We start from the raw sequence: 14,488 nt of genomic DNA, 5'->3' as shown, positions 1-14,488 counted from the left end.
AAAAACCACTTAATAATTATGTTATACGATACCTACGGTGAAGAATATTTGGCATTTCTTCAAGAATTAAATGAAATATTGAGCGTAAACGAACTCGCAGAGTTGGATTATTTATAGAACAAACACCCCAAAACCTTAGTTCATGAAAAATCAAAACCAGGAAAATACGGCTTACTTGAGTTTTATTCAGGATTTAAATCAAATGTTGACGGATTTCAACATCAGTCAACTAAGTCGTCCATAGCACCCTAAAGGGTATAAAGCATTAAAAAGGGTCGCAATGAGCGACCCTTTTCTTTTTGTTTATAGTAGTTAATTAGCCTAGATAGGATTTAAGAATCTTGCTCTTGGAGGTATGTCTAAGTTTTCGAATTGCCTTTTCCCGAATTTGACGTACACGTTCTCTAGTCAAATCGAAAGTACTCCCGATCTCTTCCAAAGTCATGGATTGCTGGTCGCCAATTCCATAGTAAAGCCGAACAACATCGGCCTCTCTAGGTGATAGCGTTTCCAGTGCTCTATTGATTTCAGTATACAGGGATTGATGCATTAAATCTTTATCCGGCTTCGGTGATTCACTAGAATTCAATACATCATATAAGCTAGACGTCTCACCTTCCTTCAATGGTGCATCCATAGAAACGTGACGCCCCGTATTTTTTAAGGACTGCTTCACTTCGGATACTGTCATATCGAGCTCCTTTGCAATTTCCTCCGCAGACGGTGGGCGCTCATGCGCTTGCTCTAAATACGAGAAAGTCTTCTTGATTTTGTTAATGGAACCAATTTTGTTCAAAGGCAATCGTACCACACGTGATTGTTCAGCCAAGGCTTGTAAAATTGATTGTCTAATCCACCAGACCGCATAGGAAATAAACTTAAATCCGCGGGTTTCATCAAAACGTTGTGCCGCCTTAACCAAGCCCAAATTTCCTTCATTGATTAAATCTGGTAAAGTTAGACCTTGGTTTTGGTATTGTTTAGCCACCGAAACTACAAATCTGAGGTTGGCATTGGTCAACTTTTCAAGGGCAGCCTGATCTCCAGTGCGAATCTTCTGAGCCAATTCCACTTCTTCCTGTGCAGTGATCAGTTCAATTTTACTGATATCCTGAAGGTATTTATCGAGGGATTTGGATTCACGGTTGGTAACCTGCTTAATGATTTTTAACTGCCTCATGTGGTGTACTAAATTGCTGTGTTAGGAATGCGGTGATTTTAAGCATTCATAATACACCATAAAAGACAAATTTCCAAACAGGATTTGTTTTTGTTATCAAAATGTTATTAGAAAAACGGAAAGTGATTCATTATCAGAGGTCTAAGAAATTGTTGATAGTATCTTGATAGAATTGCGACCACAAATCAATAGCAACATATAAAAAACCGCTAATTTTGTAAGGTTTGATATTTTGGAACATTTAATCCATTTATTAGTTGGAGATAGAAAGAGCTGTAAGCAAAAAGAACTTATACGATTATCAACAGGAGGATCTCACGAAGATTTTCCAGCATATTAACGAGCTACCTAAAGGCACCAATATTCTGTATCAATTGCCTACCGGGGGAGGTAAAACCGTGGTGTTTTCTGAGATCACACGTAAATACATTCAAGACACGGGAAAAAAGGTAATGGTTCTCACACACCGCATTGAGTTAAGTGGCCAAACCTCTAAGATGCTACATGGTTTTGGAGTTGCAAATAAGATCATCAACAGCGAAGTAAAAGAACTCTACGATCAAGATGAGTATATGTGCTTTGTTGCAATGGTAGAAACACTTAATAACCGATTGCAGGAAGAAAAGATCAAACTCAATAATATTGGATTGGTCATCATTGATGAGGCACATTACAATTCATTCCGGAAACTTTTCAAGTACTTTGAAGATTCTACGATATTAGGGGTAACCGCTACGCCGCTAAGTTCCAATATCAAGCTTCCAATGAAGGATAACTATAAGCATTTGATTATTGGGGAATCTATCAAATCGCTTATAAGTAAACAGTTTTTGGCCAAAGCTAACCTCTATAATTATGATGTTAGCCTAAGAACTTTAAAACTGGGTATAAATGGAGATTATACCGTAAAATCTTCGGATGAATTCTACGGTAATCATAGCATGCTGGGTAAGTTGTTAGCTGCCTATGAAGATGTGGCCAAAGGCACCAAAACACTGATTTTCAACAACGGGATCAGTACTTCGCTTTACGTGTATGAGACTTTTAAAAAAGCAGGATACAATATCCGGCATTTAGATAATAAAAATACCGCATCTGAGCGAAAGGAAATCCTTGAATGGTTTGCGAACACCCCGGAAGCTATTTTGACTTCGGTGAGTATCTTAACCACTGGTTTTGATGAACCAACAGTTCAATCCATTATTTTAAATAGGGCAACCAGATCGCTGACACTTTATTTCCAAATGATTGGTCGTGGCTCGCGAATTATTCCAGGCAAGAATGATTTTTCAGTAATAGATCTAGGAAACAATATTGCGAGGTTCGGCCCCTGGGATTCTCCTGTGGATTGGCAAGAAATCTTTCATTTCCCCGACTTTTATTTGGAGAATATCAAGAATGATGAGGACATAGAACGAGAATTCGTCTATGAGATGCCAGATGACTTAAAAGCCAAATTCAGCAAGTCGGAAAACATCACTTTTGACATCAAGGAAGAATACAAGAAAGTGTTCGCGCAGGGAAGAAAATCGAAAGAAGTTCTTGAAAGAAGCATTGAGCAACATGCCCAAATTTGTGTGGAAAACAGTGAAGATGTCTTTGATGCAAGAATTTTGGCCAAAGAACTTAAAGAAGAAATTGCTTATCGTGTCCGCCAATATTCCTATTGCATTATGAACAACACCAAAAACTACAAGGAGTGGCTGGAAGAGGATTATGAGCGTAAATTACGTTCTAGCATCTCCAAGAAATTTGCCGCGTTGATGTAACTTTTGCCGTTTTCAGGGAAAGCAATTACTAGGATTGTCTAGTTAAATCATTGATGATCATATGAATATCCTCATTATTGGGCATGTATGGCCGGAACCTAGCACAACTGCTGCCGGAAAACGCATGCTTCAATTGGTGGATGCCTTTCTAGATTTTGGATACAAAATTACATTTGGGTCCACGTCCAGTAAAACAGAATTTAGTTACAATTTTCTTTCAAAAGGGGTAGATTGTGTTGAATTACAATTGAACAATTCAAGTTTTGATGAGTTTCTAATGGAACTGCATCCTGAAATTGTTGTGTTTGACCGTTTTATGACTGAAGAGCAATTTGGATGGCGTGTATCGGATATTCTTCCAAATACACTTCGCATATTGAATACTGAAGATTTACACTCCTTACGTAAATCAAGAGAAGAAAAAAACCTAGGCGGATGGAAACAACATCCCATGACATTGCGGGAACTTGCTTCTATTTTTCGCTCGGATCTAACATTGATGATTTCAATGGTAGAAGTAGAACTACTTGTCAAGGAAGCAGCTGTTCCTGAATCCTTGTTAATGCACCTTCCATTTATGTTGGATATTCCAACTGAGGATGAAATAAAAAAATGGCCGTCTTACAAGGATAGAACGGATTTTGTATGCATTGGAAATGGAAAACATGCTCCGAATATCCACGCTATAAAAACGCTAAAACAAGAAATATGGCCGTTGATTCGGAACGAAATCCCAGATGCAAAACTGAAAATTATCGGCGCCTATTTACCCCAACAAGTATTGGAAATGCATAAACCCAAAGAAGGATTTGAAATTATGGGTTGGATATTAAACTTGGACCAAGTCCTACAAAATGCCCGTTTACTTTTGGCGCCGATAGAATTTGGGGCGGGGATTAAGGGCAAATTGACCGATGCAATGTGTAATGGAACTCCAAACATCACCACAGCCATTGGAGCAGAAGGAATGTATGATGACATGCCATGGTCGGGTGCAATATCTCATAATTGGGAGGAATTTGTACATAATGCGGTCCGCTTGTATCAAAATGAAATGGTTTGGAAGGAAGCACAGGCCAATGGATTTAACATTGTATCTAGAGTATATTCAAAAGACAAACATCGAACAGCGTTAAAAGAGCGGATTAAGGAGTTACATACCAGTCTGACAACTTTTCGTAACGATAATATTATTGGACGAATGCTTCTACAACAGGGATTAGCTGCAACAAAATACATGGGTAAGTGGATTGAGGAGAAGAACAGAAATTAAGACTTATGTTTTAACATCTGACATCCTGAAGTAACTATTTCCTAATCTCAAAGGTTCGCAACAGCCCTTTAGAAGTTGCATTTGGAACTTCTGAGATTAAGGCATAACTACCAGGGTCCAATTGCGCGGTAAAATAACCTGTTCCACCTGCTGGCATATCATTAACACCTCCCAAAAAAGTAAAGCCCGTTGGCGAAGGTTCAATAAGACCATTTGGTGTAGCCCAGTTCATCCATTGTTCCAATGCCAACAAGTCGGAACCTTCATCAATCTTTACAAGATTAAGGTCGTGACCAACGAAATTTTCGTGTTTGATTTGATCAACAAAGTGAACGGAAAAGGTTTGTAGACCACCAACTATGGAATCTTTGGTGAAGATCCCTTCTGTGCTTGATATGCTCAAGTTAATAGTAGCTTTCAATTCTTCATTTCCAGATTTAGTAGAAGATACTACAAGGTCTTTGGTCATCCCCATTGTGGTATGAAACATCCCATTTTGCATCTTTAAATAACACTCCAACATATAATCGCCAGGTTCGAGATACAAAGTAGTTTCACAGATGGAATTTGGCGATAGTAGCCCAGTTCCACCTATGAATTGCACCTCTTTGAACCATTCCGGTAATTGTTCAAAAACTGACAAGGCCTCATCTTGTTTACCTTCGTTGATTAATGCAAGTGCAGCTTCAAAAATAGGGGCAATGATATCCTCTGCATCCTTGGAGGATTTCCCTGGAGGGTAACTGTTTATAAGAACAAAGTGCGTTTGTGTGGAATTATTGATATACCTAAAAGTGTTCCACCCGGACTTAATGGTATCCATCATTTGGAAATCCATATTATCCGTGACTATTTCTATTACATTGGCTTTAAGAATTGGAGACACTGAATTCTCTTGCTTTTTTTGATTCTTGCAAGAACTAAATGACAGGCAAACCACTAAAAGCAGTATACGTAAGACAAATTTCCCTGATGTATATAATTGTCTATTCATGATTAACAATTGATTCTTGACCGTAGTCGAACATTGAGAATGAATAAAATCTTAAAGGGAACTTTTCAGTAAACTACAAGGTAAGAAAAATCGGATTATTTTTATGTTTTGGAGGCAACAAATCCCAATTTTTATCGATAATCAATCAAATTCCGAGAGTTGGTAAGTGCTTGACTGTATGATACATAAGTGTTGCCTTGATACAATCAACTAAGATTTCTTCAGGAATTTCAGTGCCTATTGATAAGATAATAGCTCTATTCCCCTCAAATTTAAGTTGGTTGCCAAAAATGGATTTAAAGGTCACCACCAGACGACTTGAACATTGGAAATAAAGTGCATAATGGTTCGGGGTCTTACTTTTCCAATCCATTCGCAATGTGCTACCGATTGGTGTGATGAAACTTGGTTCTCCCCACTTGAGTGTTTCTTTGATTTCAGTAAGTCCATCAATATCCCTAGCCGTTTGGATTATCAAAGATCGCAGATTGTCCATTAAGACGGATACATCATTTGGATATCCATTTAATTTGTTTTCGAAAGCTTGGTCCGTTATAATCTTAAGTTCTGACATGTTTTGAAACTTATCAATCCAAAATTATGACAACCTTTCCGAAATGATTGCCTTTTCCAAAGTAGTTGACCAAATTGGGAATAGCATCAAATGAATGTGGCCCATCAATACATGCAGTTAGTTTTTGTTGTTGAAATAACGCTGCAATTCGATGTAATTCTCGATTGGGTTTAAGGGCCAGAATTCCGAAATGTTTTCCAGTAATCCAATTGGCCAACTTCCCCCACACGGCAAGATGAAGCAATTTTCCAATGCTACCGCCAACTGTTATGTATTTTCCAGTTGGATTTAACACTTTGTTCAAACTAGATATGGAGCGAGTAGATTTGCAGTCTAAGATGACATCATACTGGTCATCCATTTTAGTGAAGTCAATTTTTCTGTAATCCAACACATTATCAAATCCAAGTGATGCCATCTTTTCCAATTTCATTTCTGAATCCACACCAGTGACATGACACTCTTTGAGTTTGGCCAATTGAAGACCTATCGTGCCAACCCCTCCTCCAGCACCATTTATCAATACGCGCTGCCCTTTGGATAACCCAACTTTTTTAAATGCTTGAAAAGCCAGAAGTGATGCATGGGGTAGGGCAGTCGCTTGAACAAAGTCCATTTGTTCCGGCATCTTTTGCACAGCATTGGCATTTATGCAAACATATTCCGCATAAGTGCCAAAACCATGGTCAGAAATATCACCATAGACCTTATCACCAACGCTAAAAGTGCCAACTTCGTCACCTATTGATGTAACTATTCCAGATAATTCCATTCCTGGAATGGCGTTTTTAGGCTTTAGTAATCCGAACATCAAACGATAAATAAACGGCTTTCCGGTAATCATTGCCCAATCATAATCGTTTATGGTGGTGGCTTTGACCGCTAATGTAATCTCGTCCTTTCCTGGTTTAGGGATTTGACATTCTTCAATTTGAAGGGCGTCAACTGGAGTTCCATAATTCTTTACGGTAAAAACTTTCATGAATATTTTGCTCTTTTCGGTACTAAAGTTCTAGAATTTTAATAAGTGGAAGCGTATTTATCGCTATTAATTTATAGGTTTCACAAACTTACCGTAATTTATGACTTGGAAGGTAAGATGCTACTAGTGTTTTGCGGTAGATCTTTTAAAACTGGAAACAATGCGAACATTGAATTTCTCTGTGTTTATTTTATGTGGGTTAATCCCTTTTTTTGCATCAAGTCAGACGCATCTTGAAGGACGTTTGGTTGATGTGGAATCTGGTAAGCCAGTAGACTTTGCGAACATCGGAGTATTGACTAAAAACATTGGAACGGTTTCCGATTTTGATGGCAGTTTTAAAATTGAAGCGAATTCCAAAGCTGTGAAATCCTATGATTCCATCCAAATATCAAGAATCGGATATGAAACTTTGAAATTTTCTATTGCAGATTTCTCAGAACAATTAAATGAAAGTCCTATCATATTGCTCCAGGCTGCAGCGTATGAACTTGATGGCGTGGTGGTCAAAAAAAGTGATGCAGATAACCGGCGAATCGGTTATGAGAGTAGTTCACGCAGACTCTTTGGATTTTGGAACGATAGTCTGGCCTTAGGAGGAGAGCATGCCTCAAAAATCATGGTAAGAAAAGGTCCCTTGAAATTAGAGGATGTATCATTCAATGTAGCAGCCAATATTTCGGATAGTATTTTGGTACGTGTCAATATTTACGACTTACATAAAGGTCTTCCAAGAAAAAATAGAACCAAAGCGAACATTCTTCACACCATTAAACAACGGCAAGGAACCATAACCATAGACCTCTCACCCTATAATATTGTAGTAAAGAATCATTTTGTTATTAGTCTGGAGCTCCTTAAAATTTATGGAGGTAGAGTAGGTATTGGTATATCTGCATTTGATGATGGCGCTCGATCTTATACTAGGGTGGTTAGCCAAGGTAAATGGAAACGCATGAGAAAAGGCGTAACCATAGCATATCACTTGAACACATCAGAAGTAGAAGAAACAGAATTAAAATCCAATAAAACGGCTATAGCCGAAAGAAAAAAGCCAACAGTTGTGTCATTACTGTGGGATCAGTCAAGATCCATGAAGGAAAGAAACATCGCCAAGGAATTGGATTTTCTTAATGCCTATTTACAGCGATTAGGCGATGTTACTGTGGAATTACAGCAATTTAGCAACGAATGGTTCCCGAAAAAAATCTTTCAAATTAGAAAAGGGAATTGGGACGAACTCAAAACCGAATTACTAGCGAGTAGTTATGACGGTGGTCCAAGTCAAAAACTTTGGGAAACCATGGTTATTGGCCCACATACCTTATTATTTACAGATGGAAAGTATTTTCCTGATGATCTTGGTATTGACTGGACGGGCGAATTGTTCATCATCAATGGGCAACATAATGCCAATCACAAATACTTAAAAACGTTGGCGGAAGATCATGGTGGCAACTATTTAAACCTTGAGAAATTGGGTGATGCCGCTCAAGCAGTTTCGTACACTCAATATAACATTAAGGATAATTTGGATTATACCACTAGGCTGGATGTTAAAAAAGCATCTCTGGTCAAGGGCAGTGTTGGTGATTTGGAAGAACCTTTACAAAACGTTTTGGTCCAAGTACGGAATTCCAATAGGCAATCGCGAACAGATGCTGATGGCAACTTTGTGATTCAGGCTTTTGATGGGGAGATCTTAGAATTTTCTTATCCAGGTAGGGAAAATGCATTTTCAGTAGTAAATACGGGTTCTCGAATGCTAAAAGTCATTATGCCAATTGGAATTACCGCCTTGGAAGAGGTAGTGGTTTCAGAAGATAAAATGAGTAAAGAACTGGAGAAACCATTAAAGAAGAACATTTCAACCCGGTTTGGAACCTTGGACATGGAAAAGATGGGTTTCAGTGTGAAACAAATGGAAGGTTCGGCAATAAGTAGATCAGCCCAAACACTTATGGATGCGTTAGAAGGTAAATTTCCTGGGGTGGATGTAGTTCGAAAATACCCAGAAGATTACGAAATGGTACTGTTACGTGGCAGGGCTTTGGCCTGGGACATTGACGGTCATGTGTATCCGCCAACAAATCCGCCAAACCATATTGATTTACACGATATCAAGGATATTACCATAATGCCTTTGGGCTGGAGTACTGCAAAATATGGTCGCCTTGCTCCAGGGGGTGTCATATTGGTTCGGACCATCAGTAATACCTTTGATGAAGAAATTAAGCCTTCAAATGTTCAACCAAGCAATCAATATCAGGATGATGCCATTGAATTGGCCACAGGCATATCCAGTAAACCCGCTTATGTACAGCGAATTGTTGCCGCGAACTCTTTGGAAAATGCCTACGACACATACATAGTGGAACAAAAAAAATATGGTTCCATACCTAGTTTTTATCGCGAAGCATGTGTAGGATTTCTTGAATACTGGAAAAACCTCCAATTGGCAAATCGCGTACAGTCTAACTTAATGGAGGTCTTTCCGGAAAATGAAGATGCGCTTAAAATTTTGGCCTATGCCTATGAATCAGAAGGAAATAATGTTGAAGCCAAACTTGTTTATGAACATATACATCAATTGAATCCCTCTCCACAAGCAATTCGTGATTTGGCGAGAGTGAATGTGGTGTTAGATCAACCCAAAGAGGCATGGCAACGCTACAAGTCTTACATCAATAACCGTGAAACCCTTAATGATAAAGGTTTGGATATAATAGTTAAGCGGGAAATTTTGGAATTGGTTAAAACCCATGGAGAAATTATTGGTGTAGACCGTACTAAGTTTCCAAGCGAAGTTTTGGGTGATTTAAGTCTGATTGTAGAATGGAATGACCCAAATACACAGTTTGAATTGCAATTTGTTGGGCCTAATCAACGATTTTTTAATTGGAACAACACGACTGGGCTTTCAAAAAAGGAAGCAGAAGCAGGTAATTTATCTGAAATTTTCGATATTGAAAACGCAGCTCAAGGAGATTGGCTGATCAACATGACCTATATGGGTAATCAAGCGAATCTACCGACATACTTAAAGTTCACACTGAAAAACAACCAAACAGGCAAAGAAGAAATTAAGTTGATTACACTCCGTCAAAGAAATGTGAAGTACAAAGTGATGAACATAACTGCAAATGGCATGTTGTTTTATTGATTTCGAATCCTAAAAAACAATGATAAGCCGGTATTGAGTTGGGTCACTAAAATTCCTTTATTTTGCATCCAATAGAATCGTATTTATGAAAACACCAAACTGGGAAACCGCCATCGAATTTGAAGATATTACCTATAAAAAATGTGATGGCGTTGCTCGTATCGCTTTCAATCGGCCTAATGTCCGGAATGCATTTAGACCAAAAACCACAAGTGAGCTCTATCGAGCATTTTACGACGCACAAGAGGATACCTCAATTGGTGTGATTCTATTATCTGGTGAAGGTCCATCCACTAAAGATGGTAAATGGGCATTCTGTAGTGGTGGTGATCAAAAAGCAAGAGGACATCAAGGTTATGTGGGAGACGATGGCTATCACCGTTTGAACATTCTAGAAGTACAACGTTTGATACGTTTTATGCCTAAGGTAGTGATTGCTGTGGTACCTGGCTGGGCCGTAGGAGGTGGGCATAGTTTACATGTAGTTTGTGATATGACTTTAGCTAGCAAGGAGCACGCAATTTTCAAACAAACAGATGCCGATGTAACAAGTTTTGATGGCGGTTATGGCTCCGCCTATCTAGCAAAAATGGTAGGACAGAAAAAGGCTCGCGAAATTTTCTTTTTGGGTAGAAATTACTCAGCACAGGAAGCATTTGAGATGGGCATGGTCAATGCGGTTATTCCGCATGATGCGTTGGAAGCCACAGCCTATCAATGGGCACAAGAGGTCCTTGAAAAATCACCTACATCCATAAAAATGTTGAAGTTCGCAATGAACTTAACTGATGATGGAATGGTCGGACAACAAGTTTTTGCTGGGGAAGCTACTCGTTTGGCTTATATGACAGATGAAGCCATTGAAGGAAGAAATGCATTTCTGGAAAAGCGCAAACCCAATTTCGGTAAAAACAATTGGATACCTTAGATTGGTGATAAAATAGGTCCGAGCGGGCTGGCAATTGCAATGTTCTTAAAACTAAAAAGAGCCTTGCCACTTGGGTCAAGACTCTTTTACGAGAACACTATATGAAAATGAAAAAATTTACTTTCTTAATTATTACATGGTAAAAGTACCACCAGTGTTCCCGTAAATGAAATTATTGTTGTGAAGTACCTTATTGTTGTGGTTAGGTACTGTTTTATGGTGTTTTAGTCGATTTATGGTACACTTTTCACGACAGCTGACAAGAATGCATTGACGTCAAATTCTGGATTTTCTGCCAAACCAGTCCGCACAACCACCAAATCCTTGGAGGGAATCACAAATACATATTGTCCTTGATAGCCGTTACACGAGAACAAATCTTTTGGTACATCAGGATATTTACCGGCTGCGTTTAACCAAAAATGTGCCCCATATTGGCCTTCGGAATTCAAGGTAGGTGTTGTGATATAATCCACCCATTCCGGTTTAAAAATTTGCTCGCCATTCCAATTGCCACGATTTAAGTACAATTGTCCAAAACGTGCCCAATCCCTCGTACTCGCCCAAGAGTAAGAAGAGCCTACGTAATTCCCGGCAATATCTGCTTCCATTAGCATGGAATACATTCCAATTTTGTCAATAAAGGCGGAATAAGGGAAATCCAAATACTCTTGATGCGAACGGAATTGTTGTCGTAAAATTCCTGATAACAGGTTCGTAGTTCCTGAGGAATAATTCCATATCTCAGTCGGTTTGGCTATCATGGGTTTCATTCTTGGCGACTTAGTCATATCGCTATCCAAGAATAGCATTTGGGTCACATCAGAAATTTTAGAATAGTCTTCATCCCACTCCAACCCACTTTGCATTCGCAACAAGTGATTTAAGGTGATGTTTTTTCTTTCATCATTTTCCCAAGAAGTTATGGGGGCTGGCCAGTCCATTTCCAGTTTACCTTGTTGCTCAAGAACGCTATAACAGGTAGCTAAAACACTTTTGGTCATAGACCATCCTAGAATAGGCGTGTCTTTATCAAAACCATCAACATACTTTTCTGCAACTAAATGACCTTTGTACAAAACCAATGCAGTTCGAGTTTTTTGAACATCGGCATTACCAAAGGCAATAGCCATAGCCTTATCTAACTGGTCTTGGTCAATTTCCGGTAATACAGTGTCCAATGGTGCTGCTTGTCCAAAAGGATAGGCGATAGTATCGGTATTCTGGATTCTTTTGGGTCGCAAATCAGTGGCGTCGGAGTCGTAATCATCGTTAACCAATACTGTTCCCAATCCATCACGATAAATAGCGGTTCTATTCATTAAGCCATACACCCTGGAAGTTGCAGTTTTTTCTGTTTGGTCAACTTCTGTATCCGCTAATTCAATAAGCGGAACATTGTTGTCATTTTGGGTAATTGATGCTGCAGAACGCTCAGCTACAAACACACCGGATGCCATGTTTTTTGCAGCATATCCAGAAATAATGTTCAATTTGGGATAATTCAGATAGACGATAATGCCTATGGCAATAAGTAATAATAGTAGGATTCGTTTAAATAATTTCATGGTCAAGTATTTGTTGTAATTTAATGGAACTAAATATAAACATTTAGCCCATGTCAAACATCGGAATGATCATAGAAGAAAGAACCAGGGATATCGGGGATTTTCTTGTTGGTCGATTGATTCCTTTTCGTAAAAAACGCATGATCGGACCTTTCATATTTATTGATCATATGGCCCCGATTACCTTAGGTCCCAATAAATATATGGATGTAGATCAGCATCCGCATATTGGTCTTTCTACGCTGACTTATCTTTTTGATGGAGAAATTATGCACCGTGATAGCATAGGAACGGAGCAATTGATACAACCAGGCTCTGTGAACTGGATGACTGCGGGTAAGGGTGTTTCCCATACAGAGCGTACTCCTGAGCATTTGCGAAACGGAAAAACGTTCAAAGCACAAGGCTATCAAATCTGGGTGGCATTGCCAAAGGAATTAGAGCATATGGAACCTGTCTTTCATCATATTCCAAAAGATGATTTACCAAGATGGGGGGACGATGGGGCCGTTTTTACCTTGGTTGCAGGGGAAGGCTATAATAGAAAATCGCCTGTCCCAACATATTCCCCTTTATTTATGGTCGAAATAAAAACCTCCGAGGATTACAATCTTAGTGTAAATGGACATCTAAAAGGGGAAATTGGGATTTGTATTGATAAAGGGAGTATAACTGCTTGTGATCAAACCATAGAAAAGGGAAATATCCTAGTGAGCAAAGTTGAGGATACCTGCAATATTACGGTGCATGCCAATTCACACCTATTATTGTTTGGTGGAGAGGCATTCCCTGAAGAGCGCCACATTTATTGGAATTTTGTAGCCTCGGAAAAGGAAACGATTGAAAAAGCCAAAGAAGCTTGGCTGAATAGGACCTTCCCTATGATGGCAAGCGATACAACATATGTGCCTTTACCAAATCATGGGTTTCGTAAAAAGTAACTCAATTTAGAACTGCCAAATTTGAAGCGACTTGGATTGATGATATTCATTCTTTTAATTTCCTGTACAACATCACAGGAACCGCCTAAAATGGCAAGTCATGAATGGTTTGGATTGGAAGTTACGGCCACGGCTTACAACTCAGTAACTTGGCAAACTAAAATTGATCATCCAAACATTGCGGCATGGGGAGACACTTTGAAACCTGGAATGAAAACCATTGCTGTGTCCAGGGATTTACTTAAACTCGGATTAACACATAACACCATGGTACGCATTGATACTTTTCCAGACACATTTTATGTGAAAGATAAAATGCATAGAAGATGGCGAAACAAAATTGACATATATATGGGCAATGATGTGCAGAAAGCTAGGGACTGGGGGCGAAAAAAATTACAAATTTGTTATGCAATTCCCGTGAAACCCAAACAAAACAATAATCCATGAATAGTAGAAAATGTCTTGTTCTCATTAGCCTAATTTCGATTATTGGTTCCTGTGCCATTAAAAAAGAAATTGTGGAAAGGCCAATTGTGTTTAATGAACAACGTACCACACTGACACTGGAATACTTATCAGAACGTTACAATCTGAATCAGGAAAGTATTGAAATAACACCCAAAATGATTGTGCTTCATTGGACGGCCATACCCGATTTACAAAAATCCTTTGAGGCATTTGAAAATCCTACTTTGCCAGATTGGCGACCAGATATCAAGGGGGTAAGTGGACTCAATGTGTCCGCTCATTTTTTGGTAGATCAAGATGGGGCCATATATAGGTTGATGGATGAAACTACAATGGCGAGACATGTTATCGGACTTAATCATTGTGCAATTGGTATTGAAAATGTAGGAGGTACGGAAAATTTGCCGTTGACCAGAGCACAATTAAAGGCAAATATTTACCTAGTGGATTATTTGGCATCTAAATACAAAATAGAATATGTAATCGGACATCATGAATATATCCAGTTTGAGGGACATCCATTATGGCTGGAAGTGGATGACGGATATAGAACCACCAAGACCGATCCTGGTGAAGAATTCATGGAAAAAGTTCGCAAAGCGACCAAAAAAAATAACTTTAAATCTTTACCCTCAAAATCCTAGA

12 protein-coding genes are annotated in these 14,488 nt (G+C 38.8%); 7 read left to right on the top strand and 5 right to left on the bottom strand.

What is annotated here, in order from left to right; all coding sequences use genetic code 11:
* Positions 1-316: 316 nt before the first annotated feature.
* Positions 317-1,180, bottom strand: a complete 864-nt coding sequence (locus M3P19_RS05340) for a sigma-70 family RNA polymerase sigma factor (RefSeq protein WP_249656600.1) — start codon at positions 1,178-1,180, stop codon at positions 317-319.
* 257 nt (positions 1,181-1,437) lie between these two features.
* On the opposite strand from M3P19_RS05340, the gene M3P19_RS05335 reads away from it, so the two are divergent.
* On the top strand, positions 1,438-2,949 hold the full coding sequence (locus M3P19_RS05335; RefSeq protein ID WP_249656599.1) for a DEAD/DEAH box helicase: 1,512 nt from the start codon (positions 1,438-1,440) through the stop codon (positions 2,947-2,949).
* A gap of 61 nt (positions 2,950-3,010) precedes the next feature.
* A complete protein-coding gene (locus M3P19_RS05330) occupies positions 3,011-4,222 on the top strand; it encodes a glycosyltransferase (RefSeq protein ID WP_249656598.1) in 1,212 nt (403 codons plus the stop codon).
* A 34-nt stretch (positions 4,223-4,256) separates the two neighbouring features.
* On the opposite strand, the gene M3P19_RS05325 is transcribed toward M3P19_RS05330, so the two are convergent.
* From M3P19_RS05325 to M3P19_RS05315, 3 genes are all read right to left on the bottom strand, one after another.
* Positions 4,257-5,216 (bottom strand): hypothetical protein, encoded by a 960-nt coding sequence (locus M3P19_RS05325; RefSeq protein WP_249656597.1) that lies wholly within the window; start codon positions 5,214-5,216, stop codon positions 4,257-4,259.
* A 145-nt stretch (positions 5,217-5,361) separates the two neighbouring features.
* Complete coding sequence (locus tag M3P19_RS05320; protein ID WP_249656596.1) at positions 5,362-5,790, bottom strand: DUF1801 domain-containing protein; 429 nt, start codon at positions 5,788-5,790, stop codon at positions 5,362-5,364.
* 13 nt (positions 5,791-5,803) lie between these two features.
* Positions 5,804-6,772: an NAD(P)-dependent alcohol dehydrogenase gene (locus M3P19_RS05315; RefSeq protein ID WP_249656595.1), complete on the bottom strand. Its 969-nt coding sequence runs from the start codon at positions 6,770-6,772 to the stop codon at positions 5,804-5,806.
* 160 nt (positions 6,773-6,932) lie between these two features.
* Here M3P19_RS05315 and M3P19_RS05310 point away from each other — a divergent pair, with 160 nt between their 5' ends.
* Both M3P19_RS05310 and M3P19_RS05305 read left to right on the top strand, forming a co-directional pair.
* Positions 6,933-9,935: a carboxypeptidase-like regulatory domain-containing protein gene (locus M3P19_RS05310; RefSeq protein ID WP_249656594.1), complete on the top strand. Its 3,003-nt coding sequence runs from the start codon at positions 6,933-6,935 to the stop codon at positions 9,933-9,935.
* Positions 9,936-10,020: 85 nt separating this feature from the next.
* Positions 10,021-10,863, top strand: a complete 843-nt coding sequence (locus tag M3P19_RS05305) for a 1,4-dihydroxy-2-naphthoyl-CoA synthase (protein ID WP_249656593.1) — start codon at positions 10,021-10,023, stop codon at positions 10,861-10,863.
* Positions 10,864-11,096: 233 nt separating this feature from the next.
* On the opposite strand, the gene M3P19_RS05300 is transcribed toward M3P19_RS05305, so the two are convergent.
* Positions 11,097-12,431, bottom strand: a complete 1,335-nt coding sequence (locus M3P19_RS05300; protein WP_249656592.1) for a serine hydrolase domain-containing protein — start codon at positions 12,429-12,431, stop codon at positions 11,097-11,099.
* Positions 12,432-12,481: 50 nt separating this feature from the next.
* Between M3P19_RS05300 and M3P19_RS05295 the strand changes: the two genes are divergently transcribed.
* From M3P19_RS05295 to M3P19_RS05285, 3 genes are read left to right on the top strand one after another with little or no spacing between them, the layout of a single operon-like run.
* Positions 12,482-13,372 (top strand): pirin family protein, encoded by an 891-nt coding sequence (locus M3P19_RS05295; protein WP_249656591.1) that lies wholly within the window; start codon positions 12,482-12,484, stop codon positions 13,370-13,372.
* Positions 13,373-13,393: 21 nt separating this feature from the next.
* A complete protein-coding gene (locus M3P19_RS05290; protein WP_249656590.1) occupies positions 13,394-13,822 on the top strand; it encodes a 3D domain-containing protein in 429 nt (142 codons plus the stop codon).
* A complete protein-coding gene (locus M3P19_RS05285; protein WP_249656589.1) occupies positions 13,819-14,487 on the top strand; it encodes a peptidoglycan recognition protein family protein in 669 nt (222 codons plus the stop codon). Before M3P19_RS05290 ends, M3P19_RS05285 begins: the two co-directional genes overlap by 4 nt.
* The last annotated feature ends 1 nt before the right edge of the window (position 14,488 follow it).

Origin of the sequence: Flagellimonas spongiicola (assembly GCF_023502425.1) — a bacterium.
Classification (GTDB): Bacteria; Bacteroidota; Bacteroidia; order Flavobacteriales; family Flavobacteriaceae; genus Flagellimonas; species Flagellimonas spongiicola.
This window is presented reverse-complemented; position numbering and strand designations above follow the sequence as displayed.

What these genes read in the sequence shown, in the direction of transcription:
- M3P19_RS05340 (WP_249656600.1), bottom strand. Translation starts at nt 1,180, where the DNA reads ATGAGGCAGTTAAAAATCATTAAGCAGGTTACCAACCGTGAATCCAAA.
- M3P19_RS05330 (WP_249656598.1), top strand. Translation starts at nt 3,011, where the DNA reads ATGAATATCCTCATTATTGGGCATGTATGGCCGGAACCTAGCACAACT.
- M3P19_RS05325 (WP_249656597.1), bottom strand. Translation starts at nt 5,216, where the DNA reads ATGAATAGACAATTATATACATCAGGGAAATTTGTCTTACGTATACTG.
- M3P19_RS05320 (WP_249656596.1), bottom strand. Translation starts at nt 5,790, where the DNA reads ATGTCAGAACTTAAGATTATAACGGACCAAGCTTTCGAAAACAAATTA.
- M3P19_RS05315 (WP_249656595.1), bottom strand. Translation starts at nt 6,772, where the DNA reads ATGAAAGTTTTTACCGTAAAGAATTATGGAACTCCAGTTGACGCCCTT.
- M3P19_RS05310 (WP_249656594.1), top strand. Translation starts at nt 6,933, where the DNA reads ATGCGAACATTGAATTTCTCTGTGTTTATTTTATGTGGGTTAATCCCT.
- M3P19_RS05305 (WP_249656593.1), top strand. Translation starts at nt 10,021, where the DNA reads ATGAAAACACCAAACTGGGAAACCGCCATCGAATTTGAAGATATTACC.
- M3P19_RS05300 (WP_249656592.1), bottom strand. Translation starts at nt 12,431, where the DNA reads ATGAAATTATTTAAACGAATCCTACTATTATTACTTATTGCCATAGGC.
- M3P19_RS05295 (WP_249656591.1), top strand. Translation starts at nt 12,482, where the DNA reads ATGTCAAACATCGGAATGATCATAGAAGAAAGAACCAGGGATATCGGG.
- M3P19_RS05285 (WP_249656589.1), top strand. Translation starts at nt 13,819, where the DNA reads ATGAATAGTAGAAAATGTCTTGTTCTCATTAGCCTAATTTCGATTATT.